Source organism: Desulfovibrio diazotrophicus, assembly GCF_902498985.2.
Classification (GTDB): Bacteria; Desulfobacterota; Desulfovibrionia; order Desulfovibrionales; family Desulfovibrionaceae; genus Desulfovibrio; species Desulfovibrio legallii.
In genome coordinates, this window is record NZ_OX346397.1 from 833,710 (window position 1) to 855,961 (window position 22,252).

Annotated in this window: 18 protein-coding genes and 1 tRNA gene; 16 read left to right on the plus strand and 3 right to left on the minus strand. The window is 62.2% G+C overall.

The window, feature by feature from the left end; translation table 11 throughout:
• Window positions 1-9: 9 nt before the first annotated feature.
• The 4 genes from J7I12_RS03610 to J7I12_RS03625 are packed head-to-tail and all read left to right on the plus strand — an operon-like array spanning window position 10 to window position 4,258.
• On the plus strand, window positions 10-642 hold the full coding sequence (locus J7I12_RS03610; RefSeq protein WP_118229026.1) for a D-sedoheptulose 7-phosphate isomerase: 633 nt from the start codon (window positions 10-12) through the stop codon (window positions 640-642).
• 2 nt (window positions 643-644) lie between these two features.
• The gene (locus J7I12_RS03615) at window positions 645-881 is read left to right on the plus strand and encodes an FmdB family zinc ribbon protein (protein ID WP_118229027.1); all 237 of its coding nucleotides are present in this window, start codon (window positions 645-647) and stop codon (window positions 879-881) included.
• 9 nt (window positions 882-890) lie between these two features.
• A complete protein-coding gene (gene hemC / locus J7I12_RS03620) occupies window positions 891-1,820 on the plus strand; it encodes a hydroxymethylbilane synthase (protein ID WP_288907774.1) in 930 nt (309 codons plus the stop codon).
• A gap of 14 nt (window positions 1,821-1,834) precedes the next feature.
• On the plus strand, window positions 1,835-4,258 hold the full coding sequence (locus J7I12_RS03625; RefSeq protein WP_498794016.1) for a Lon protease family protein: 2,424 nt from the start codon (window positions 1,835-1,837) through the stop codon (window positions 4,256-4,258).
• Window positions 4,259-4,718: 460 nt separating this feature from the next.
• Here J7I12_RS03625 and J7I12_RS03630 read toward each other — a convergent pair whose 3' ends face one another.
• Entirely contained in the window at window positions 4,719-5,465 is a 747-nt protein-coding gene (locus tag J7I12_RS03630; protein ID WP_302548562.1) for a DUF4851 domain-containing protein, read from the minus strand.
• A gap of 245 nt (window positions 5,466-5,710) precedes the next feature.
• Window positions 5,711-5,788: transfer RNA gene (locus J7I12_RS03635), tRNA-Pro, on the minus strand.
• A 130-nt stretch (window positions 5,789-5,918) separates the two neighbouring features.
• On the opposite strand from J7I12_RS03635, the gene J7I12_RS03640 reads away from it, so the two are divergent.
• The 11 genes from J7I12_RS03640 (at window position 5,919) to J7I12_RS03690 (ending at window position 19,345) form a co-directional block, all read left to right on the plus strand.
• Window positions 5,919-6,983: a protein-glutamate methylesterase/protein-glutamine glutaminase gene (locus J7I12_RS03640; protein WP_118229031.1), complete on the plus strand. Its 1,065-nt coding sequence runs from the start codon at window positions 5,919-5,921 to the stop codon at window positions 6,981-6,983.
• A gap of 24 nt (window positions 6,984-7,007) precedes the next feature.
• The gene (locus J7I12_RS03645) at window positions 7,008-8,948 is read left to right on the plus strand and encodes a HEAT repeat domain-containing protein (RefSeq protein WP_118229032.1); all 1,941 of its coding nucleotides are present in this window, start codon (window positions 7,008-7,010) and stop codon (window positions 8,946-8,948) included.
• Window positions 8,949-9,631: 683 nt separating this feature from the next.
• Window positions 9,632-10,510 (plus strand): CheR family methyltransferase, encoded by an 879-nt coding sequence (locus tag J7I12_RS03650; RefSeq protein ID WP_242621151.1) that lies wholly within the window; start codon window positions 9,632-9,634, stop codon window positions 10,508-10,510.
• A 9-nt stretch (window positions 10,511-10,519) separates the two neighbouring features.
• A complete protein-coding gene (locus tag J7I12_RS03655) occupies window positions 10,520-11,296 on the plus strand; it encodes a ParA family protein (RefSeq protein ID WP_118229034.1) in 777 nt (258 codons plus the stop codon).
• The gene (locus J7I12_RS03660) at window positions 11,290-12,009 is read left to right on the plus strand and encodes a chemotaxis protein CheW (protein WP_302548875.1); all 720 of its coding nucleotides are present in this window, start codon (window positions 11,290-11,292) and stop codon (window positions 12,007-12,009) included. The genes J7I12_RS03655 and J7I12_RS03660 overlap by 7 nt, the downstream gene beginning before the upstream one ends.
• Window positions 12,010-12,460: 451 nt before the next feature.
• Window positions 12,461-12,829, plus strand: a complete 369-nt coding sequence (locus tag J7I12_RS03665; protein ID WP_118229077.1) for a response regulator — start codon at window positions 12,461-12,463, stop codon at window positions 12,827-12,829.
• A 63-nt stretch (window positions 12,830-12,892) separates the two neighbouring features.
• Window positions 12,893-15,853, plus strand: a complete 2,961-nt coding sequence (locus J7I12_RS03670; RefSeq protein ID WP_464247024.1) for a chemotaxis protein CheA — start codon at window positions 12,893-12,895, stop codon at window positions 15,851-15,853.
• A gap of 412 nt (window positions 15,854-16,265) precedes the next feature.
• On the plus strand, window positions 16,266-17,207 hold the full coding sequence (locus J7I12_RS03675; protein WP_302548839.1) for a symporter: 942 nt from the start codon (window positions 16,266-16,268) through the stop codon (window positions 17,205-17,207).
• A gap of 106 nt (window positions 17,208-17,313) precedes the next feature.
• Window positions 17,314-18,504: an MFS transporter gene (locus tag J7I12_RS03680; protein ID WP_130957689.1), complete on the plus strand. Its 1,191-nt coding sequence runs from the start codon at window positions 17,314-17,316 to the stop codon at window positions 18,502-18,504.
• 27 nt (window positions 18,505-18,531) lie between these two features.
• Window positions 18,532-18,921, plus strand: a complete 390-nt coding sequence (gene crcB / locus J7I12_RS03685) for a fluoride efflux transporter CrcB (protein ID WP_302548840.1) — start codon at window positions 18,532-18,534, stop codon at window positions 18,919-18,921.
• 76 nt (window positions 18,922-18,997) lie between these two features.
• Window positions 18,998-19,345 carry a DUF190 domain-containing protein gene (locus tag J7I12_RS03690; RefSeq protein ID WP_302548841.1) on the plus strand — a complete coding sequence of 116 codons (348 nt, stop codon included), beginning with the start codon at window positions 18,998-19,000 and terminating at the stop codon, window positions 19,343-19,345.
• 46 nt (window positions 19,346-19,391) lie between these two features.
• On the opposite strand, the gene J7I12_RS03695 is transcribed toward J7I12_RS03690, so the two are convergent.
• Window positions 19,392-20,678, minus strand: a complete 1,287-nt coding sequence (locus tag J7I12_RS03695) for a competence/damage-inducible protein A (protein ID WP_118229040.1) — start codon at window positions 20,676-20,678, stop codon at window positions 19,392-19,394.
• A gap of 239 nt (window positions 20,679-20,917) precedes the next feature.
• On the opposite strand from J7I12_RS03695, the gene J7I12_RS03700 reads away from it, so the two are divergent.
• Window positions 20,918-22,204, plus strand: coding sequence for an O-acetylhomoserine aminocarboxypropyltransferase/cysteine synthase family protein (locus J7I12_RS03700; protein ID WP_118229041.1), 1,287 nt, complete (start codon window positions 20,918-20,920; stop codon window positions 22,202-22,204).
• The last annotated feature ends 48 nt before the right edge of the window (window positions 22,205-22,252 follow it).

Here is a 22,252-nt window from a genome sequence, read left to right on the forward strand (position 1 = left end):
GGAAAGGCCATGCACGACACCGCTCTGGAAACCATCGCCGCGCACGCGGCCGCCGGCGCGCGCCTGCGTGAAGAATTTTTTCGTTTGCGGGCAGAAGACCTGCGCCAGGCCGCCCTGCGCACGGCGGCCTGCCTGGCCGGCGGCGGCAAGGTGCTGTTCTGCGGCAACGGCGGCAGCGCGGCGGACGCGCAGCACCTGGCTGCGGAGCTGGTCAACCGCTTTCTTATGGACCGCCCAGCCCTGCCCGGTCTGGCCCTGACCACAGACACCTCCGCCCTCACCGCCATTGGCAACGACCTGGACTTCAGCCGGGTTTTCGCCCGTCAGGTGGAAGCCTTCGGCCGCAGGGGCGACGTGCTGGTGGGCATTTCCACCTCCGGCAACAGCCCCAACGTGCTGGCGGCGCTGGAGGCGGCCCGCAAGGCAGGGTTGCACACCCTGGGCTTTACGGGCAACGGCGGCGGGGCCATGGCGCCCCTGTGCGACATTCTGCTGGATGTGCCCCACGCGGGCACCCCGCTTATTCAGGAAACGCACATCGCCGCCGGCCATTTACTTTGCCAGTTGACGGACTATTATCTGTTTGAGAATGTGGCCGCTCTGCAACCCTTGCTGGGAACGGCCAGCACAACCGAGGTCTGATCATGCCCATTTATGAGTACAGCTGCACCAAGTGCGGACACGATTTTGAAGAACTGGTCTTTGACGACAATCCGCCCGCCTGCCCCCACTGCGGTTCGCACGCCACGCACAAGCTCATGTCCTGCTGCGCCCACCGCGCGGGCGGCGCTGCCGACGGCGGCGATTACGCCCCGCCCTCCGGCAGCGGGGGCGGCTGCGCCGGGTGCTCCGGCGGCAACTGCGCAAGCTGCGGGCACTAGGCGGGCGGCATGCGCGCATCCATCGTCATCGCCACCCGCGGCAGCCAGCTGGCCCTCTGGCAGGCCAAGCACGTGAGCGCACGGCTCCGGGCCCTGCAGCCAGACCTTGAAGTAAAACTTGAAGTCATTAAAACCAAGGGCGACGTCATCCAGGACGTGCCCTTGGCCAAGGTTGGCGGCAAGGGCCTGTTTGTAAAAGAAATTGAAGAGGCCTTGCTGGACGGTCGGGCGCATCTGGCCGTACACAGCATTAAGGACGTGCCCATGGAGCTGCCCCCGGGGCTCATCCTGGGCTGCATTCCCCGTCGGGAAGAACCAGCCGATTGTCTGCTCTCCTGCCGGTATGCCGATCTGGCCGCCCTGCCGCAGGGGGCCTGCGTAGGCACCAGCAGCCTGCGCCGTCAGGCCCAACTGCTGGCCCTGCGGCCCGACCTGCGCATTGAGAGCCTGCGCGGCAATGTGGACACGCGTCTGCGCAAGCTGCGCGAGGGCCGTTACGACGCCATCATGCTGGCCACGGCCGGGTTGCGCCGCTTGGGCCTGGACGCGCCCCACGTCCAGATTCTGGACCCGGAACGCTTTCTGCCTGCCGTGGGCCAGGGCGCGCTGGGCATTGAATGCCGCGAGGACGCTACAGACCTTTTCCCTTTGCTGGCGCAGCTGGAAGACACCGCCACCCGCGTCTGCGTGGAAGCCGAACGCGGCTTTCTGGCCGGTCTCAACGGCGGCTGCCAGGTGCCCATTGCCGGGCACGCCCGGCTGCTTTCGGACGAGGCCGTGAGCCTCACAGGCCTGGTGGCGCAGGTGGACGGCAGTACGCTCCTGCGTGAAAGCGTCAGCGGGCACACGTCGCTGGCGCGCCAACTGGGCCTGGACCTGGCAGCAACGCTTTTATCCAGAGGCGGCCGCGCCATTCTGGATCAACTTTATCAGCAATAATCAGCAAGAACCGCATGCCCACCATTACTCCCCTCCCCACCTCCCGGCTGCACGCCACCTTTGATCCCGCCCGCGTGCCCTGGGAAGACAGCCGCCAGATTCCGCAGCCGCGCAACGGGCGGCGCAATCCTTTTCAGCCCCGCGCCATGCAGGCCCTGGACCTGGCCCTGCAGATCAAGGCCCAGGGCTACAACGTTTATGTTTCCGGCGATCCGGACCTGGGGCGCAGCCATATGCTGCTCACCTATCTGCGGCCGCAGGCCCGCAAAGCGCCCATCCCGCCGGATCTGGTCTATGTGCACAATTTTGCCGATCCGGACCGCCCCACCCTGCTGCCCCTGCCTGCCGGACAGGGGATAAAGCTCAAGCAAAGCCTTAAAAACCTGGTGGAGCAGATCGAACAGGAACTGCCCCGCCGTTTTGAAGCCGGCGCATACGTCAAACGCCGCGCCCGGCTGGTGGACACCTTCCAGAACGCCCGCCTGGGGCTGTTGCGCAAGATGAATTCTGTGGCCGTGGACAAGGGTTTTAACCTGGACATGGACGACAGCGGCGGCCTGACCCTCTACCCCCTGGTGGAAGGCAAGCGTCTGAGCGAAGAGGAGTTTGACCGCCTGGACAGCACGGTGCGGCTCAAGCTCAAAAGCCGGGGCGACACTCTGGTCCAGGCTATGTCCGGTTTTATGCGGCAGCTGAGCCGGGCCGAGGAAACCCTGCAGGACGGCGAACGCGACCTGGAGCGCGAGGCCTTGGGCCAGGTGCTGGATGCTTTGCTGAATCCCCTGCGCCAGCGTTTTCTCAAGATCTGCGCCCAGGTTCCCGGCCTGGAGGCCTATTTCGACGCCCTGCGCGCGGACATGCTCAAAAACCCCGAAGCATTTCTGCAGCGCGAGGCCGCGGCCGGCCCAGGCGACCACAGTCAGGCCGACGACGTGCTTTACCGCTATGCGGCCAACCTGTTGGTGGACAACAGCGCCCTTACGGGTGCGCCTGTGGTGGTGGAGGACCACCCCACTGCCGTGAACCTGCTGGGTTGCGTGGAACGCGAGTCGGAAATGGGCGCGCTGGTCACAGATTTCACTCTCATCCGGGCGGGCAGCCTGCACCGGGCCAACGGCGGTTTTCTGATCCTGCATGTGGAGGATCTGCTGCAGCACCCCACGGCCTGGGAAGGACTGCTGCGCGCCCTGCGCGCCAATGCCGCCCGCATTGAAGATACGGGCGAAAATCCGGATACGGCCATCCGCACCAAGGGCATTGTGCCGGACCCCGTGCCCCTGACCCTCAAGGTGCTGCTCATCGGCGACGACGAACTTTACGAAACCCTGCTGCTCAACGACGAGCGCTTCCCCAAGCTCTTCCGCATCAAGGCCCACATGGCCGAAGTCACGGAGCGCACGGCCGCCAATGTCCGCGCCTATCTCATCCATGTGGCCGTCATGATCACAGAGGATGACCTGCCGCCCTTTGACCGCACGGCCCTGGCCTGGCTTATTGACCTGGGTTCGCACCTCTGTGAGGATCAGCGTCGGCTTTCCCTGCGCTTTCCGCTCTTGCGCGAAATCATGATTGAAGCTGCAGCCCTGGCCCGCCTGCGCGGCGCGTCCATGGTGGACGCGGCCGTGCTGGAAGAAGCCTACGCCGCCCGCACCTACAGGGCCAATCTGGTGGAAGAAGCCTTCATGGAGGACTACGACCGCGAGATGATCAAGGTGCGCACTTCGGGCAGCGCCGTGGGGCAGGTCAACGGGCTTTCCGTCACTTGGCACGGCGATTTTGAGTTCGGCCTGCCGCACCGCATTTCCTGCTCTGTAGGCGTGGGGCATGAGGGCATTATGGACCTGGAACGCGAGGCCGAATTGGGCGGCCCCATCCACACCAAGGCCATGATGATTCTCAAAAGCTATCTCACGGACCAATTCGCCCGCAAAAAGCCGCTGGTGCTTTCGGCCTCGCTCTACTTTGACCAGAGCTATGCGGGCATTGAAGGCGACAGCGCCTCCGGCGCAGAGCTGGCCGCCCTGCTCTCGGCGCTGGCCGAAGTGCCCGTGCGCCTGGACCTGGCCTTTACCGGCGCGGTGAACCACACCGGACAAATCCTGGCCGTGGGCGGCGTCACCAGCAAGATCGAGGGCTTTTACAAAGTCTGCGCCCGGCACGGCCTCACCGGCACGCAGGGCGTGATCATCCCCCACGATAATGCCGACCACCTCATGCTGGCCCCGGACGTGTTGGCAGCCGTAGACCAGGGCCGTTTTGCCATCTATACCGTGCGCAGCATAGAGGAGGCCCTCACCCTGCTTACAGGTCTGCCCGTGGGCCGTCGCCTCAAAAACGGCGGCTTTACCCGCAACAGCCTTTACGACAAGGTAGACCGCCGTCTGGAGCAACTGGGCGACTACGCCCAGAACGCCTTCCGTCGGCCACGCCGGAGTTAGGGCATTGCAATTTTGAAAAGCCTCGCGGTTACGTACGCAACCGCCCGCCACGGAGACGCAGGCGTAACTTCAGCCGCTGCGACGCAGGAGCTTGGCCCGTTATGACGAAGGAAGTTACGGGCCAAGACGCCGGCTAGCTGCGGCTGACGACAGCGCCGGAACGGGCGTGCCGTAACCTTTGAGAATACCTATTCTCAGCGGAGGAGGAAGTTTTTTAGCCCTTTTCCCCGCACGCTGCGCAATTTTTATTTCTGATCCGAACAGTCAGGTTCTTCAGGCAGGGAGGCAAGGGGCAACTTTCTGCAGTTATATCCGCCTGACGTGGCTGCTGCCGGGCTGCGTTTGCGGCTTTGTCGCCCTGCGCCGTTGCCGGAGCATTTACGCCGCATTTTTCAAACCAGAAGCCCCGGTAATCCGCTGCGGACCACCGGGGCTTCTGTGACGCAAACAGCCCGTATCCTCAGCGCGGCTGCAAAAGCTCCTGACGCGAAACCGTGCCCAGAAAATTCTGATCCACATACTGCCAGCGCACCTGCGGCAGCGTGCCCGCCTGCGCGCCCTGCCCGTCCGCCGGAGCGGGGCCCACCACAAAGGCCTCACGGGCGCGTTGCTCAAAGGCCCGCAGCAGATCCGTGCCGGGAATTTCCAGCGTGGGCTGATCAGCCAGTTCCGCCGGCAAGGGTTCGCGGTATTCCAGCACGATCTTGTCGCGGTCAAAATTGGCCCGCGCCGCAAACTGACGCACCAGCCAGGCCGCGGGCTGACCGCTCTTGTCGGTATCCGCACCGGCAAAAGCCGCAAAGGGGTCACGCGGGCCGCGCACAATGGCGGTACTGGCCTGAAAGCCCACGTCGCCCAAAAGCTCTACACCGGGGTCTACGCTGAAAGGCCGCCGACTCGCGCCGTCCCAGAACCAGCCCTGCGGCACTTCGGCATGGGCCACAATGGCCAGCGGGCCTTGCGGCGCGCCCGCGCCATACACGGCCAGCCAGACCCGCACGGGCAGACCGCCCACCATGTCTGTATCGGCAAGCTGGATGTGCCAGCGCCCATTGCCCAGCAAGGGCAACTGCGCCGCCCGCACGCTGATGGCAGGGCGCGCGGTGGAAATATATGCGCCGTCCAGCACACCGCGCCGCTCCGCCTGGACACAGCCCAGCGCCAGTGCGCCGCACAGGACCGCCCAGCACAGCAAAAACTTTTTCATATGTCCTCCTGGCGGACCTTCTGGCCGCCCTGTCCCAGCATACGGCAAGCCGCCCCCACTGGCAACGGACGGCGCCAAGGCCTGTGGGCGTCATCACGGGTCTGTCTCAAAAAAAAGGATAACGGCCTGCAGAAAACGCTTGCCCCCGTCTTTGGTGTAGAGCCACCCGTGTAGCGCTCCGAAGCGCTTGCTGGCCTGATGCAAAAGACGCCGCAGGTTCTGTGCCTGCGGCGTCTTGCTTTTTTTGGTCGGGATGGCGCGATTTGAACGCGCGGCCTCAGCGTCCCGAACGCTGCGCTCTAGCCAAGCTGAGCCACATCCCGTCGAGAAAGGGAACATAAGCAAGTCAGTCCTTTTTTGCAAGCTATTTTTTCGTTTGTAAAATGGAACAGGCTTTAGTAGTATGCACACCACCATCAAGGACGAAATTTCTTGCCAAGCGAGCACAACGACATGATCCGCGTTATTGTGGTGGATGATTCAACCTTTATGCGCCGGGCCATCACCTCTCTGCTGGAACAGGAGCAGGACATCAAGGTGGTGGCCACCGCCCCCGATGGGCAGGCGGCGCTGCAAATTGTCGATGAAGTGGAAGCCGACGTCATGACCCTGGATGTGGAAATGCCCCGGCTGGGTGGGCTGGAAACCTTGCAGAGGCTGATGAAGACCAACCCCATGCCGGTGCTGATGATCAGCTCCCTTACGGAAAGCGGCGCCGAAAGCACCCTGAAGGCCCTGGAATACGGAGCTCTGGACTTCATCCCCAAGATCATGAGCAACGAGCGCGAAGTTTTTGGCGCAGAGCTGCGGCGCAAAGTGCGCGCCCTGGCCCGCAGAAAAGCCATTATCCGGCTCAAATACCGGCGCATCAACCACATCCCGGCGCCGCAGCCCCGCTGGCAGCCTTCGCAGCCTGCGGATTATGTGCAGACCCCCTGCCTGGGCCCGCGCGATCTGGTGGTCATCGGCGTTTCCACAGGAGGGCCGCCGGTGGTGCAAAAAATTCTTTCCTCCTTGCCGGCGGATCTGCCCGCCTGCATTCTGGTGGCCCAGCACATGCCGGCTACCTTTACGGGCCCCTTTGCCAAAAGGCTGGACAACGTCTGCCAGATTGACGTGAGCGAAGCAGTGGACGGCGACAAGTTTAAAATAGGGCACGCCTATGTCTGCCCCGGCGGCAAACATATCGGCATCCGCATGCGCGGCCCCTTGCCGGAGGTTTCCGTAACCGAGGAACCGCGCGACGCCCTGTACAAGCCCACGGTCAACCTGCTTATGGAAACGGCAGGCCGGACCATGGGCCGCCGCACCCTGGGCGTCATGCTTACGGGCATGGGCTCGGACGGTTGCGAAGGCGCACGGGTGCTGCGAGAAAAAGGCGGCTGCCTCATCGCCCAGAATGAGGCCTCCTGTGTGGTCTACGGCATGCCCAAGGCCGTGGTGGACGCCAAACTGGCCAACCTTATCCTGGATGCGGACGACATTGCCAAGGCCATCATTACAACCGTTAAAGGCTGACCCGCACCGCCACAGGACAGAAGTATGAACATGGAAAACCCTCACCCCCAGGCCCAGGAAATCGTGGAGGCCCTCAGCTCCGCAGACAGCGAAACCATTCGGGACGCGGCTTTCAAAGCCGGAGATCTGGGCTTGGAAGAGGCCGTGCCCCAGCTCTGCGAGCTGATCAAAAGCCCCAGTGTGGGCGTGCAGGAGGCCGCGGAATACGCCCTGCGCAAAATCCGGGGGCCACAGGTGGTGGGCGCTCTGCTCCCCCTGCTGCGCAGCGACGAGGCCCCGGTGCGCAATGTGGCTATGGACATACTGCGCGAAATCGGCGTGGACAGCATTGAAAGCATGCAGCCGTACCTTATGGATGAAGACCCGGACCTGCGCATCTTCATCACCGACATTCTGGGCTACTGCCGCACCCACCAGGCCTCGCTGCTGCTGGGGCGCGCCCTGCTCAAAGATCCGGAAGTCAATGTGCGCTATCAGGCGGCCGTGAGTCTAGGCAATCTGGCTTTTCCCGAAGCCGTGGGCGTGCTGGTGCAGGCCATGCACGACGAGGAATGGGTACAGTTTGCCGTGGTGGAGGCTCTGGCCAAAATCCGCGACCACTCCGCCGCCAGCGGGCTCGTCAAACTGCTGCCCCAGGCTTCGCCCCTGGTCAGTTCGGCCATTGTGGACGCCTTGGGCGATATGGGCGACGTCAAGTCCATTCCCCTGCTGTTCGGCTCGCTGGAAAACGTCAGCGTGCCCCTTCGGCACAAAATCGTCAAAGCCATAGTGCAGATTCTGAGCGGCAAGGCCCTTTCCCTGCTGGCAAACAAGGCGCAGGAACGCCTGCGCGCCTACCTTGCCGAGGCCCTGAGCGACAACGACGAAGATGTCCTCATGGCCGCTCTGCAGGGCCTGCGCAGCATCGGCAAAGCGGAAAACACGGCCCCGGTCCTCAGCCTGGCCGTTAGCCTGGACAAAGAACGCCAGCCGGAACTTTATGAAGCCGCCATTGCGGCGCTGGCCGCCATTGGCTACAACGACGCCCTGCGCGACGCCCTGCGCTGTAAAGACGAAAACCGCATTCTGGTGGCCATGGACGCCTGCCGCCTCATCCATGACCATGAGCCGGTAGAAGAGCTCAAACAGGTCTTCTGGCGCGGCAGCCAGGAACTCAAACGCGCCGCCATGACGGAAATCGCCCAGACCGGTGACTGCACGGACACGCCGTTTTTCATGTCCGCCATGGAAGAATCCGACGACGCCGAAGTGCTCAAAAGTGCCCTGGTCTTTTTCGGCAATCAGCACGCCTGCCCGGAAGTGGAGGACGTGGTCTTCAATCAGCTGGACCATCGCTATGTGGATGTACAGGAAATGGCCCTGGAAGCCTGCATCAATCTGCACAGCGCCACCCTCAACCAACGCTTTAAAGAACGTGCGGGCAACGACGACCCCATGCAGCGCATGATGGCCGTCTACGCTCTGGGCCGCTACAGCGTGCGGGAAAATCTGCCCCAGATTTTGGCCGCTCTGGAGGATCCCTCCCCCAGGGTCCGGCAGGTGGCTGTGGAGTCCTTCCAAAATCTGGGAACGGAAGCCGCGACCTTTGTGCCGCAGCTGCTGCCCAGGCTGCACGATGAAGACAAGGACGTGCGGCTGGCCGTAGTGGATCTGCTGGGCCAGATCGGTTCCCCGGACGTCATGCCCCATATTGTGGACGCCCTGAAGGACGCCAACGAATGGGTACGCATCCGGGCCATCGAAGCCCTGGGGCTGCACAAAGCGGCGGAAGCTGTGCCCACCCTGGCCCAGATGCTGGAGGACGCCAGCCCCATGGTGGCCTTCAAGATTATTGAAGCGCTGGGCGCCATCGGCGGCAATGTGGCCTTCAGCGTCCTTCTGGGTATGATGGACCACGAAGATCCGGAAATTCAGCACGCTGCGGCGGAAGCGGTGGCGGCCATACAGGCCCAACAGCAGGAGTAGGTATGTCCCAACCTCCCACATTCCCTCCCAAAAAACTGCCGGGTGAAGTCGACGCCGCCCCCCGTGCGGAAACGCCGGGAACACCGGCCCCCAGCCCCGCACCGCGCTTTCCGGCGTCCGTTGTTCCAGCAGCTCCGGCTCCAACGCCGCAGACGCAGACGGCCCCGACAAGCCGCTTCGGCGCGCCCACAGCGCCCCAGTCCACGACCGGCAGCCGTTTTGGCGCGCCTGCGTCGCCCCAGATGCCCCCAAGCAACCGCTTCGGCGCGCCTGCAACGCCCGCCGGGGGGGGGGCACCATCCTGGCAGCCTGCCCCCCGTCCGACGCCAGGCACGGATCAGGGCCGCAGCCCCCTTCCCGCCGCCGGCCAGACCGCGGCCCCAAGCGCCATGGGCCAACAGCGGCCGTGGCAGTCGCCTGGCGGCCACACGCCCCAGGGCCAAACATTGCCCCGCAGCCCTTTGGGTCAAACATCGCCGCGCACGCCCGCAGCGGCGCAAAGCCCTTTTTCCGGCGGTACGGGACAGCGCTTTACCGGCTTTCCCAAGGCAGACACGGACGTTCGTCCTCCCACATCGCCTCTGGGCGGCGCAACGCGCCCCGCCACGGGTTTTGCGCCCGCCGGTTCGCCCCTGAACAGCCCCACTTCGCCCAGCTCTGCCTTTCGCCCAGCCGGCAGCACACTGCCCGGGACGCCCCGCGCCACCTCCCCCTTTCGCAAAGATTTGCAGATTTCGGATGAAGAATTTCTGCAACTGCGCGATTTTATCTACCTGCAGTGCGGCATTTTTATTGCTGAAAACCGCAAATACCTGGTAGAAAACCGGCTTTCCAACCGCATCAAGGATCTCAACCTCAAAAGTTACGGAGAATATTACAATTATCTGCGCTTTGACGCCAATCGGCGCACAGAACTAAACAAACTTTTTGAGGTGGTCACCACCAACGAAACCAGCTTCTTCCGCAATCCGCCGCAGTTGGAAGTCTTTCAGAAAAACGTGCTGCCCGAAATCCTCGACCGTCAGCGCAAAACAGGGCACAAGCGTCTGCGCATCTGGTCCGCCGGCTGCTCCACGGGCGAAGAGCCGTACACCCTGGCCATCATCCTGCACGAGGTGCTCAAGGGCGAAGTCGCAGCCTGGGACATCAAAATCACGGCCAATGACCTCTCCTCCGCGGTGCTGGCTGCGGCCCGGCGCGGGGTCTATAACGAATACGCTCTGCGTACCACCCCCAAAGAAATAACCGGGGCGTATTTTTCCAAGGAAGGCGCGCTCTACCGCATCAAACCAGAACTGCAGCGCATGGTCGCCTTTGGTCAGATCAACCTGAACGACAAAGAACAGCTGCGCCGGGTGGAGAAATCCCAAATCGTCTTTTGTCGCAACGTCATTATTTATTTTGACGACGAAATGAAACGTAAGGTCATCAATGCCTTTTACGACAATCTGGAACTCAACGGCGCGCTGCTCATCGGGCATTCCGAATCGCTGCACAACATCAGCCGCGCCTTTCATCTAGAGCACTACAAGGGGACCATCGTTTACCGGAAACTGAGCTGACGCCGCACCATGAACGCAAAAATCCTGGCCGTGGCCAATCAGAAAGGAGGCGTCGGCAAAACCACCACCTCCCTGAACTTGGGCGGAGCCCTGGCGCGACAGGGCAAAAAAGTCCTGTTGCTGGACTTGGACCCGCACGCCTGCGCTACTCTCAATGCGCGCATCTACCCGGAGGACATGGGGCTGAGCCTGCACGACATTTTTCTGGCCAGGGAAGAAGACTGGCCGGTCCTCTGGCCGCAGGTGACCCATGTGGACGCGCTGGAAGGCATGGACGTGGCGCCGGGCAACATACGGCTTTCAGAGCTGGAGGTGGATTTCAGGGAAAGGCGGGGCAAAGGCGGCGTCCTGGCCCGCAGCCTGGCCGAGCAACGCCGGAACTACGATTTTATTGTGCTGGATTGTCCGCCGCATGTGGGCATTCTGCTGGTTAACGCCCTGGTGGCTGCGGATTTGCTTATCATTCCCATCCAGACGGATTTTCTGGCCCTGCACGGTTTGAAGCTGCTTTTCGATACCCTGCACACCCTGCGCCGGGCCCTGGGCAGACCCATCCGTTACCGGGCCGTGCCCACCATGTACGACAAGCGGGCCAAGGCCTGCACCAAGGTGCTGGAGCTTATGCGGAACAAAATGGATGGAGCGCTGTTTTCCACCATCATCGGGGTGGACACGCATTTTCGCGAGGCCAGCGCCCGCGGCTGCACCATTTACGGCGTTGACGCCCATTCCCGCGGGGCACGCGCCTACGAATCCCTGGCGGAAGAAGTGCTCGCCCTATGGTAACCACCACGCCTGAAGAATATTTTGCCGCCCAGACTCTGGATATGCCCCCGGAGGACGCCGAAGCGCCCCTGAATGCTGCAGAACGGGCCTTTGTACAAAAATATCTGGGGGGCGAACTTCTGGAAGCCATGCCCGTGCAGGCTCCACAAACCGCCCTGCCCGGTCTGGGCGGCAGGTCCACTGCGACAGCGCGGGCAAAACAGCCGACGGGCACAGCAGCTCCGGGCACGCCGGAAGCCTTGACCAAAGCCTCTCTGCGTACGCGCCTGGCCGCTGCGGAACAGCTGCAAATGGTTTCTTTTTATGTGCGGGAACAAATTTTTCTGCTGCCCGTACCAATTATTGTGGAGGTACTGCGGCACTTGCCCCTGACCCGGCTGCCCCTGGCACCGGCCTTTGTGGCCGGCGTGGTCAACCTGCGGGGGCGGGTCACGCCGCTGCTGCATCTGGATACGCTGCTCACCCTGAATGCCCAGGGCAGCTACACGCCGCAAAGCTGCATTATTGTCTGCGGCGCGGACGATATGCAGCTGGGGCTTATTGTAGACAAGGTGCACAGCATGTACAGCCTGCGGCAAGCACAGATTACCTGGAATGCCGAAGCCCTTTTGGGGGCCGGCGCGGAATTTTTATGCGGCATGGCGGAGATTGACGAACGCCTCCACGGCATTGTGGACCCGGAAAGCATTGTAAAAAAGGTTCTGGAAGGCTGATGCTCCGGCCTGTCCGGCCCTGCGGGCTTGCCAGCGGGAGGGAAACCTTTTATCATTCTTTAGTTTTTTTCTAGAGCAATTTCACGTTGAATTTGCTCGGCGACTGCGTGGGCAGGTGCCCGCCACGAAGGCGCGCAGCTTCCTGGCGCGGCACGCGTCGGGTGGGGCAGTATACCGGCTTTGTGCATCCGCATCATCAACATTCAACCGCTCTGGAACAGATTGCCCTTACGCAGAGATGTCCTCAGCGTTTACGGAATGTCCGCCGTGACGCCACAGCGCAGACACGTTGCGCTTGGGCCCCTGTTGCGGGCTTTGCCCGCACGGCCGCCGGAACATTGCAGCGGCAAGCGCGGCGGCAACTCCCCTGAGAAGGGCGCGGCGGCGGAGGTTGCTCCCACGGCTCTTGCGGACGACCGCCGGCAAACAACCGATGACGGGAAACAACATTATGAAAAAACACATCATGGTCGTTGACGACTCCAAAACCATCCGCAACCTGGTGGCCTTTGTGCTTAAAGGCGAGGGCTTCAGGGTCAGCACTGCCGAGGACGGCCTGGATGCCATTGAAAAGCTCTACGGCCTGGACCCTGTTGACCTGATTGTTTCAGACGTCAATATGCCGCGCATGGACGGCTTTACCTTTATTAAGACGATCCGCGCCCAGGACGCCTACAAAGATATTCCCATCATTGTCCTTTCCACCGAGGGGCAGGAAAAAGATATCCAGACCGGCATGAGCCTTGGCGCCAATCTGTATATGGTCAAACCGGCCCAGCCCGAAAAAATGGTCCGCAACATAAAGATGCTGTTGGGTTAGCCGATAAGGAAACCAACAGGTGACCATCCCGGCCGCCGTGGCGTTGCAGACAAGGGTGTGGGTATGAGCCAGGACTTTTTCGATCCGGAACTTTTTGCCGACTTTATTGCGGAAGCCAAAGAACATCTGGAGACCATCGAGCCCAATCTTCTGGAGCTTGAAAAATCCCCGGACAATCTGGCGTTGCTCAATGAAATTTTTAGGCCCATGCACTCCCTCAAGGGCGCATCGGGCTTTCTCGGGCTCAACCGCATCAACCAGATGGCTCACAAGTCCGAAAATATTCTGGATGCTCTGCGCAAAGGCAGCATGGTGGTCACTCCGGCAATCATGGATGTCATTCTGGCCGCCACCGACGCCCTGCGCCAGATGATCGACAATCTGGAGGCCTCCAACGCCGAGGGCGACGTGGCCATTGAACCCATCATGGCCCAGATCGACGCCATAATGGCCGGTGACGCGCCCGAAACCGCCCCCGTCGCGCAGGCGCCGGAACCGTCTGTGCAGGCTGTCCAGGAGCCACAGCCGGACCCCGCTCCCGCGGCGCCCGCAGAGCCGTCCCCCACAGCAGAGGCTGCATCCACAAGCGCCGCAGCCGACCACGGGGAACAGCTCCGGAACCAGGGTCTGAGCGGTAAGGAGTGGGTCGCCACCCTGCCGGCCAAACCCGTTTACGCGCTTACAGCCTTTGGCGAGGGGCACCTCAAAGATTTTATCGATGAATCTTCAGAAATTATTGAAAATCTGAATAACGGCCTCCTGGAACTGGAAGAAAACCCCACCGGCAAAACAGATCTGGTCAACGACCTCTTCCGCTTCTTCCACAATATGAAGGGCAACAGCGGCATCATCGGCTACAACGAGCTCAATGCCCTGACCCACGAGGCCGAAACGCTGCTCAACAACGTGCGGCAAGGCAAAATCACCCCCAGCCATGAGCTCATCGATCTGCTCCTGCTGGTGGTGGACATGATGGAAGCCCTGGTCCAGAAAATCGACGTGAGCAGTGGGCAGGTGACCCCCTTTGAAACCGAACCCGTGGTGCGCCAGCTGCAGGCGGCCCTGGCCGGGGGGCCCGTTGCCCTGCCCGATGAGCTGCTGACAGCCCAGGGCAACGGGCAGGCAGACCCGGAGGCCCCCCCTGCTGAGGAGCCGGAACCGGCAGCACAGGAAGCCGACCACCCAGTGGAAGTGGTGTCGCCCACCATCATCCCGGTAGGCTCCGAGGGTGACGACGCTGAGGCCTTTCGCGTCACCGTGCGCCAGCAGATGGAAATCATCCACGCCGCATTGGAAACCCTGAAAAAAGACGGCACGCACAAGGATTCCATCGACGCCATCTACCGTTGCCTGGTAGCCGTCAAAAACGCCTGCGGCTTCATGGGCCTCACGGACATCAAAGTCTATGCCGAGCGCACCGCCGGCATCGTGGACCAGGGCCGCACCAGCGGCATCGATTTTGGCCTTATGGTAGACCTGCTTTCGCAAGAGGTGGCCATCATTAATGATATGGTGGATAAAGCCCTGGCCGAAGGCAAGGCCGTGCATGTGGATGCGCCGGAAGAACCCGAGACTCCCCCCATGAGCCCTGCTGCGGCCAAGCCCGCCGCGGCTGCGACCGTTCCGCAGGCAGCCGACCCCACGCCTTCCGCCCCCAAACCCGTTGCGCCCAGGCCGGCGGCGTCCCCTGCGCCCAAACCCGCAGCCGCCAAGCCGGCCGCGCCTGCAGGTAAGGCCGGCGCGCCCGGCGTGCCGGAACACAAAAGTTCTTCCACCATCCGCGTGGATCACGAACGCCTGGACCACCTGATGAACCTCATCGGTGAGCTCATTATCAACCGCAACCGCTACACGCTCATTGCCCGCTCTCTGGAAGACAGCGGGCACGACGTGGACATTTCTCAGGTGGCGCAGAGCCTTTCCGAAACCACCTATGCCATGGCGCGCATTTCCGACGATTTGCAGGATACCATCATGAAGGTGCGCATGGTGCCCGTCTCTTCGGTCTTTTCGCGCTTTCCGCGCCTGGTGCGCGACCTTTCCCGCAAAAGCGGCAAAGAAGTGGACCTGGTTATGGAGGGCGAGGAAACGGAACTGGATAAAAGCGTGGTGGAAGTCATCGGCGATCCCTTGGTCCACCTCATCCGCAATTCCGTGGACCATGGCATTGAGCCTGAAGAAGAACGCGTGGCCGCCGGCAAGCCGCCCCACGGCAAAGTGACCTTGCGGGCCTTCCACAAAGGCAACTCCGTGGCCATTGAAATTGAAGACGACGGCAAGGGCATTGACCCGGCCAAGATGCGCGAAGTGGCCGTACACAAGGGCCTCATGTCCGCTGAAGAGGCCGCCCAGCTGGACGACCGCGAAGCCATTGAGCTTATTTTTGCCCCTGGTTTTTCCTCGGCCGAAAAAATCACCGATATTTCCGGACGCGGCGTGGGCATGGACGTAGTGCGCACCAATATCAAAAACCTCAAAGGCAGTGTGAGCACCCACTCCGAAGTGGGCAAAGGCACCCGCTTTACCCTCAGCCTGCCCCTGACCCTGGCCATTATCGACGCGCTCATGGTCAACGTGTCCGGCCAGATGTACGCCATCCCCCTGGACGCCGTTTCAGAAACCACCAAGATTGAAGCCGTGCGCCTGACCGACGTCAAAGGACGCAAGGCCGTCACCTTGCGCGGTGAAGTCCTGGGTGTGGTGGAACTGGCCGAAATGTTAGGCCTGCCACGCACAGACCCCTTGCCCGAAGTCCTTGCTGTGGTGGTCATCCATGATAATGATCGCCGCCTGGGCCTGGTGGTGGACCGTCTTCTGGAACGTCAGGAAATCGTCATCAAACCCCTGGGCGCCTACCTGGGCGATCTCAAGGGCATCTCCGGCGCCACCATCATGGGCGACGGTTCCGTCATCCTTATCCTGGACCCGCACGAGGTCTACCTCATGGCCACCTCCAAAGCCGCGTCCATAGCTCCGGGCGGCGCCGAGGCGGCCAAACAGCCCGCCCCACGCCCGCAGGCGTAGCGAGAAAGGGTGGCATAGGTTGTTAGAGGAAGGAAATTTGTGAGCACTTTTGTTTTGGCCCGTAACCAGCATTGCGGCCTTTGCCCGTAACGCCCTTCGGTATAACGGCCAGGCTGTGGCCAAAAGTTCCCTCCCCCTTCCTTCAAGCCTTTCCTCCCTTCAGGATGTGTGGCAGCCCTGCCAGCACAAAAAAACGGGCAACGGCTTTTACCCCCTTGCCCTTTTCTTTTGTATTTGTCTTTTGTCGGCGCAGCTGCAGCACCCCTTGCAAAAGGCCTCGCCGCGGTTATGCTCCCATTGACACGGCCCAGGGTTTGGGGGCATCTGTGAAAACGCATCGTCGAACTTTCACAATACGCGTCGCCGCCGCCCCCCACCGGGAGCTGCGGGACAGCCCGCGCAAGGTTTTTCTATGAATCTTCAGGACGGCATCATGGTCACGGCCTCCCTGGCCTCCATGGCCGCCGGCGTGGCCCTGCCCGGTCTGGCCGGCCCCCTGGCCGCCATGCCGCGCGCCATGCTCATCTTCATGCTCTACATGAGCTTTTTGGCCGTGGGGCTGGAAGACCTGCACATGCAGCTGCGTACTATGAAAGGCCCGCTCTGCCGCCTCACTGTCTACCGGCTGGTCCTGCTGGCCTTCGTCTGTTTTGCCGTATTTCGGATCTGCATGCCGCAGTTCGCTTTGGGCGCGCTGCTGCTGGGGGCCGCGCCCGTGGGTGTCATGGCGGCAGTCTTTTCGCTGATGCTGGGCGGCAATACGGCTCTTATTCTGGTGGGCAACATTGCCACATCCCTGCTTCTGCCCCTGACCCTGCCGCTGACTCTGTCCTTTACAGACGCGGCTTTGCGGCTGCTCGGCCTTACCCCATTGGCCATGCCGGAGCACCTCCATCTGGGGCGGATGAGCTTTTCTCTGGCTCTGACCATTCTTCTGCCCTTTGCCGCCGCCCACCTCACCCGCGTGCACCTGCACCGCGTGCGCTCCTTCCTTTTGCAGGCGCAGTTCCCCTTGCTTACCGGGGCCGTGGTCATTTCCAACTGCGCCATTTTCAGCAGCTACAGCGGCTTGTTGCGGCAATCCCCGATGCTGATGGTCCAGGCCCTGCTGGCGGCCTGCCTGCTTTGTCTGGTCATGACGCTGATCGCCCTGCCCCTGACGCGCGGCATGTCCAAAGAGCTCAAACTGGCCTTTCTCATTTCCTGCGGCGTCATCAACAACGTGTTGCTGATGATCGTCTGTATAGAATTTTTCAGCGCCACAGAGGCCCTGATGGCCGCAGCCTATCTGGTTCCGCTGTATATTCTGCTATTTTACTACCGCCTGTACAGTGGAAAGGCTACACAGAGCTGAAAGACACGAGGCGGCTTTACTTTCGGCAACGGTGGGACTACCGTGCGCCATTAATGGGGATTTCACGCAATTCAAGTGCGCGCGAAACATTCTATGGAAATGTGCCATGCTGCAGGCCCTGTTTAATCTTCCGCGCAATGTCTGGCTGCTGGGTTTTATCAGTCTTGTCAACGACAGCGCCAGCGAAATGCTCTATCCGCTTGTCCCCCTTTATCTTACGTCCGTACTAGGCGCGGGATCACGCGCACTGGGACTGATGGAAGGCATAGCCGAGGCCACCGCAAGCCTGCTGAAACTTTTTTCCGGCCTTCTGGTCGACAAAACCGGCAAGACAAAACCCTGGATCGTGTTCGGCTATGGAATTGCCGGGTTTGGCCGGCCGCTTATCGCCCTTGCCACTAACTGGCTGTGGGTTTTGGCCGTACGCTTTGCCGACCGCGTGGGAAAAGGGCTGCGGACTTCGCCCAGAGATACGCTGCTGGCCGCCTGTACCGAAACCGGGCACAGAGGCTTGGCCTTTGGCCTGCATCGGGCCATGGACAACGCGGGGGCAGTTATCGGCCCTTTGGCGGCCTGGGGGCTGCTGGCGTACGGCCTGCCGTTGCGCCAGATTTTTTGCTGGGCTCTTGTTCCGGCCATCATCTGCCTTGGCCTTTCCCTGGGTCTGCGCGAACCTAAAGCAGCTACTCAACAGGTTGCTGCGCCGGGATTTAACTGGAAGCTGCAGGGCCTGCCCCCGGCGTTCAAAAAGTATCTATTTGTGGCCGCGCTTTTTACCATGGGCAATTCGTCCAATATGTTTTTGCTGTTACGAGCCAGCGACCTAGGCGTGCAGGCCGCGTATATTCCGCTGCTCTGGACGACGGTTTCCGCAACAGCCATGATTTTTTCCATACCGCTGACCGCCCTTTCCGACAGGTTGGGGCGCACGGCCATTCTTACCTGCGGCTACATCGCTTACGGACTGTTTTACGTCGGCATGAGCCTTGTGGGCCACAGCCTCCCGGCTTTGTTCGCGCTGTTTGCCTTTTACGGCCTGTTTCTTGGTGCGACCGAGGGGGTGGAAAAAGCCTTGGTGGCGGACCTTGCGCCCCAGGGCATGCGCGGCGCGGCCTTTGGCTGGTTTAATCTGACGGTGGGTTTTTTTCTGCTGCCCGCATCTGTTATTTTCGGAGCCATCTATGCTGCGACAACGCCTGCCTGGGCCTTTCTTTTTTCGGCAGGCTGTTCGTTTGCGGCGGCGCTGTTGCTGGTCTGTCTGGTGCGACCGACAGCCAGGAGCGGTTCCAGAGCGTGACGATGCAACTGTTTTGAAGAGGTATTCATGTTCGGCAATCTGTTGTGCATCAGTGCGGGGGCTTCGGCCGGGGCCATTCTGCGCTGGCTGTTGGGCTTGGGGCTCAACGCCGTGTTTCCCCCCATTCCGTTGGGCACCCTGGCGGCCAACTGCATAGGCGGCTACATCATAGGCCTGGCTACGGCGGTTTTCAGCGCCTTGCCCGGCCTGGATCCCCATTGGCGGCTGCTGGTCATCACGGGTTTTCTGGGCGGGCTCACGACTTTTTCCACCTTTACGGCGGAAGTGGGCGTGCTGCTGCAGGAGCAACGCCTGCTGCTGGCTGCCGTGGCGGCTTTACTGCATTTGGGCGGCGCATTGATCCTGTTTTTTCTGGGATTGGGCACCATAAGCCTGGTCCGCAGTCTGGGAAACTGAGGCCCGCAACGCCGAAAGGCAAAACGCGCGGAGCACACAGGGCGCGGCCGCAATGCGGTCTGCGCGGGGAGGGCACATGCAGGGATATCAGATAGTGTTTTTTACCCAGCAGGAGCGTACGCACGGCGCGCTGAGCATTGCAGAATGGCTGCTGGCCACGGCCAGAGAACTGGGCATCAAGGGGGCCACTGTCAGCGCCGCACAAGGCGGCTACGGCAGGGACGGCGCGTACCGCGCCGCCCACTTTTTTGAAACCGGCGAACAACCCGTGGAAGTGGCTGTAGCTGTGAGCCCCGAACATTGCCGCCTGCTGTTTGAACGGATCAGGGCGGAAAAACTGCAGATATTTTATGTGAAGATCCCGGCGGAATTCGGCCTCACCGGCGCAGAGGACGAAGCCAACGGCGACCGCCGAAACGGATGATGCAGCGCGGTCGCCGGGCATTGCAGGAATGAAGTACTCGTTCTGTTTACCCGATGGCCGTGCCGTTGTTTTCCAGAGCCCAGTCGTCTTCTACGGGAAGGCCTGCCAGGCAGCGGCGCAGCATGTCCAGCGCGTGGCTGGAGGCCAGCCGCCGGGTGCGTTCCCGCCCCAGGTAGCGCCCTTGGGGGCGCATAACGCGCAACCAGACGTGCTGCGCGTCGCTCAGGGCCACATAGACAAGCCCCGCGGGCTTGGCGGGCGTGCCACCGTCCGGACCGGCCACTCCGGTGATGCCCAGGCCGAAATCCGCACCGTACTCGCGGCGCGCTTGCTGCGCCATGCAGCGGGCCACTTCCGGGCTGACGGCCCCATGGACGCGGAGCATGTCCTCGGGCACGCCCAGCAAGCGCATCTTGGCCGCATTGGCATAGGTCACCAGTCCATAGCCAAAAATCTGTGAGGCCCCCGGCCGGTCCGTAATCCTTTTGGCCAGCAGGCCGCCGGTGCAGGATTCGGCCGTGGCCACAGTTTTGCCCTGACGGATCAGCTCCGCCACCACCACGGCCTCCAGACTTTCCACATTCACCCCATAGACCACGGAGCCCAGTCGGCGGCGCACTTCTTCCACCACCGGCAGCGCCAGGGCGCGGGCGGCGTCAACATCGGGAGCCTTGGCCGTCACCCGCACAAACATTTCACAGTCGCCGGCGTAGGTGGCCGCCGTGGGGTTGGCCTTGTCCGTAAGTTCGGCGATGCGCAGGGCCGCAGCGCCCTCGCCCAGGCCAAAGCTGCGCACCATGAAAGAAGCGATGACCGCCCCGCCCTTGTCGGCCAGGAAGGGCACTACGCTCTGCCGCAGCATGGGCAGCAGTTCTGACGGCGGGCCGGGCAGCATGAGCACCCAGCCTTTCGCCCCTACGGGCACGGCGCAGCCGGGGGCCGTGCCCACGGCATTGGGAAAGGCCGTGGCCCCGAGCGGCAGCAGGGCCTGTTTACGCTGGTTGGACGACATGGGACGGCTGCCGAAATACTCCCGCAGACGGGCCAGGCTGTCGGCGTCTTCCTCCAACGGCACATTCGCCACGCGGGCCACGGTTTCCTTGGTCAGATCGTCGTCCGTGGGGCCCAGCCCGCCGGTAGTGATCACCACCTCGGCGCGGCCCAGGGCCTCGCGCAGGGCGGCCTCCAGGCGCGGGCCGTTGTCGCCCAGGGTCTGCACCTGCAAAAGGTCCACGCCCAGAGCGGAAAGTTCGCGCGCCACATGGGCCGCATCCGCATTGACGGTGTGTCCCAAAAGAAGTTCCGTGCCCACAGAGATGATTTCCGCCCGCATTGTCTGCTCCACAAAGGTTGCGTGCCGTCGGCGCACACGCTTTGCAAAAAGGTTTCGTCAACCGCATGGGCGCGCTCCCGCCCCTTGTCGGCAACTGCGGGCAGTGTAGCGCCGCCGCCAGGCCCGCGCAAGCGCCGTGCCCTTGGGAAAGGCGCTTGACAGAAGCCACAGGATTGGAGCACAATTTCTTATCTTTTTAGTAAGTAATAACCGCCCACACGGCGTATGAGGAACCAGCCATGCCTACCCCCCAGTGGCATTTTGAGACCCTGCAGGTGCACGCCGGGCAGGAGCAGCCCGACCCGGCCACGGGTGCGCGAGCCGTGCCCGTCTATCAGACCACATCCTATGTCTTTGACGATTGCGACCAGGCCGAAGCCCGCTTTAACCTGACGCAAGAAGGCAATATCTACAGCCGGCTGACCAACCCCACGGTGGAGGCTTTTGAGCGGCGCGTGGCGGCCCTGGAGGGTGGCGTGGCCGCCCTGGCCACGGCCAGCGGCGCGGCGGCCGTGAGCTACGCCCTGCAGAATCTGACCAAAGCCGGGGACCACCTGGTGGCCGCCAGGACAATCTACGGCGGCACCTATAGCCTGCTGGCCCACACGCTGCCCGCCTGGGGCATCGCCACCAGCTTTGCAGACCCGGACAGGCCCGCGACCTTTGTCCAGGCCTTGCGCCCCAATACTAAGGCCATTTTTGTGGAAAGTATGGGCAACCCCCACAGCAACATTCCGGACCTGGAAGGCCTGGCCGAGCTGGCCCACACGCACGGCATCCCGCTGGTGGTGGACAATACTTTTGCCACGCCCTGGCTGTTGCGTCCTCTGGAACACGGGGCAGACATTGTGGTCCATTCGGCCACCAAATTCCTTGGAGGGCACGGCGTGGCGCTGGGCGGCGTCATTGTAGACGGCGGGCGCTTTGACTGGCAGGCTTCGGGGCGCTTTCCCCAGTTTTGCGCGCCAGACCCGGCCTACCATGGTCTGAGTTTCTGCAAGGCCGCCGGAGCGGCCGCCTTTGCCGTGCGGGCCAGGGCCATCTTGCTGCGCGATCTGGGCGCCTGTCTTGCGCCCCTGCACGCCTTTTTACTCCTGCAGGGGCTGGAAACCTTGTCTCTGCGGGTGGACCGGCATGTGGAAAACGCTCTGGCCGTGGTGGATTTTCTGGCCGGACATCCCCGCGTGGAGCGCGTCAACCATCCATCCTTGCCGGGAAGCCCCAGCTACAATCTGTACCATCGCTATTTTCCTAAAGGGGGCGGCTCCATCTTCACTTTTGAGGTCAAGGGCGACGCTGCCGCAGCCCGCGCCTGCATTGATCGTCTGCGCGTCTTCTCCCTGCTGGCCAACGTGGCCGATGCCAAATCCTTAGTCATCCACCCGGCTTCCACCACCCATGCGCAGATGACGGCGGCGGAGCAGGCAGAGGCAGGCATCCTGCCCAATACGATACGGCTTTCCATCGGCATTGAGCACAAGGACGATTTGCTGGCGGATCTGGACCAGGCCCTGCGCGGCGTATAGCGCATTACGCCCTGAAATGCTCCGGATTCTGCCGTACTTTTGCAGAGG

Coding starts and splice junctions, on each gene's coding strand:
- J7I12_RS03610 (WP_118229026.1), top strand. CDS start 10: ATGCACGACACCGCTCTGGAAACCATCGCCGCGCACGCGGCCGCCGGC.
- J7I12_RS03615 (WP_118229027.1), top strand. CDS start 645: ATGCCCATTTATGAGTACAGCTGCACCAAGTGCGGACACGATTTTGAA.
- hemC (WP_288907774.1), top strand. CDS start 891: ATGCGCGCATCCATCGTCATCGCCACCCGCGGCAGCCAGCTGGCCCTC.
- J7I12_RS03625 (WP_498794016.1), top strand. CDS start 1,835: ATGCCCACCATTACTCCCCTCCCCACCTCCCGGCTGCACGCCACCTTT.
- J7I12_RS03630 (WP_302548562.1), bottom strand. CDS start 5,465: ATGAAAAAGTTTTTGCTGTGCTGGGCGGTCCTGTGCGGCGCACTGGCG.
- J7I12_RS03640 (WP_118229031.1), top strand. CDS start 5,919: ATGATCCGCGTTATTGTGGTGGATGATTCAACCTTTATGCGCCGGGCC.
- J7I12_RS03645 (WP_118229032.1), top strand. CDS start 7,008: ATGAACATGGAAAACCCTCACCCCCAGGCCCAGGAAATCGTGGAGGCC.
- J7I12_RS03655 (WP_118229034.1), top strand. CDS start 10,520: ATGAACGCAAAAATCCTGGCCGTGGCCAATCAGAAAGGAGGCGTCGGC.
- J7I12_RS03660 (WP_302548875.1), top strand. CDS start 11,290: ATGGTAACCACCACGCCTGAAGAATATTTTGCCGCCCAGACTCTGGAT.
- J7I12_RS03665 (WP_118229077.1), top strand. CDS start 12,461: ATGAAAAAACACATCATGGTCGTTGACGACTCCAAAACCATCCGCAAC.
- J7I12_RS03670 (WP_464247024.1), top strand. CDS start 12,893: ATGAGCCAGGACTTTTTCGATCCGGAACTTTTTGCCGACTTTATTGCG.
- J7I12_RS03675 (WP_302548839.1), top strand. CDS start 16,266: ATGAATCTTCAGGACGGCATCATGGTCACGGCCTCCCTGGCCTCCATG.
- J7I12_RS03680 (WP_130957689.1), top strand. CDS start 17,314: ATGCTGCAGGCCCTGTTTAATCTTCCGCGCAATGTCTGGCTGCTGGGT.
- crcB (WP_302548840.1), top strand. CDS start 18,532: ATGTTCGGCAATCTGTTGTGCATCAGTGCGGGGGCTTCGGCCGGGGCC.
- J7I12_RS03690 (WP_302548841.1), top strand. CDS start 18,998: ATGCAGGGATATCAGATAGTGTTTTTTACCCAGCAGGAGCGTACGCAC.
- J7I12_RS03695 (WP_118229040.1), bottom strand. CDS start 20,678: ATGCGGGCGGAAATCATCTCTGTGGGCACGGAACTTCTTTTGGGACAC.
- J7I12_RS03700 (WP_118229041.1), top strand. CDS start 20,918: ATGCCTACCCCCCAGTGGCATTTTGAGACCCTGCAGGTGCACGCCGGG.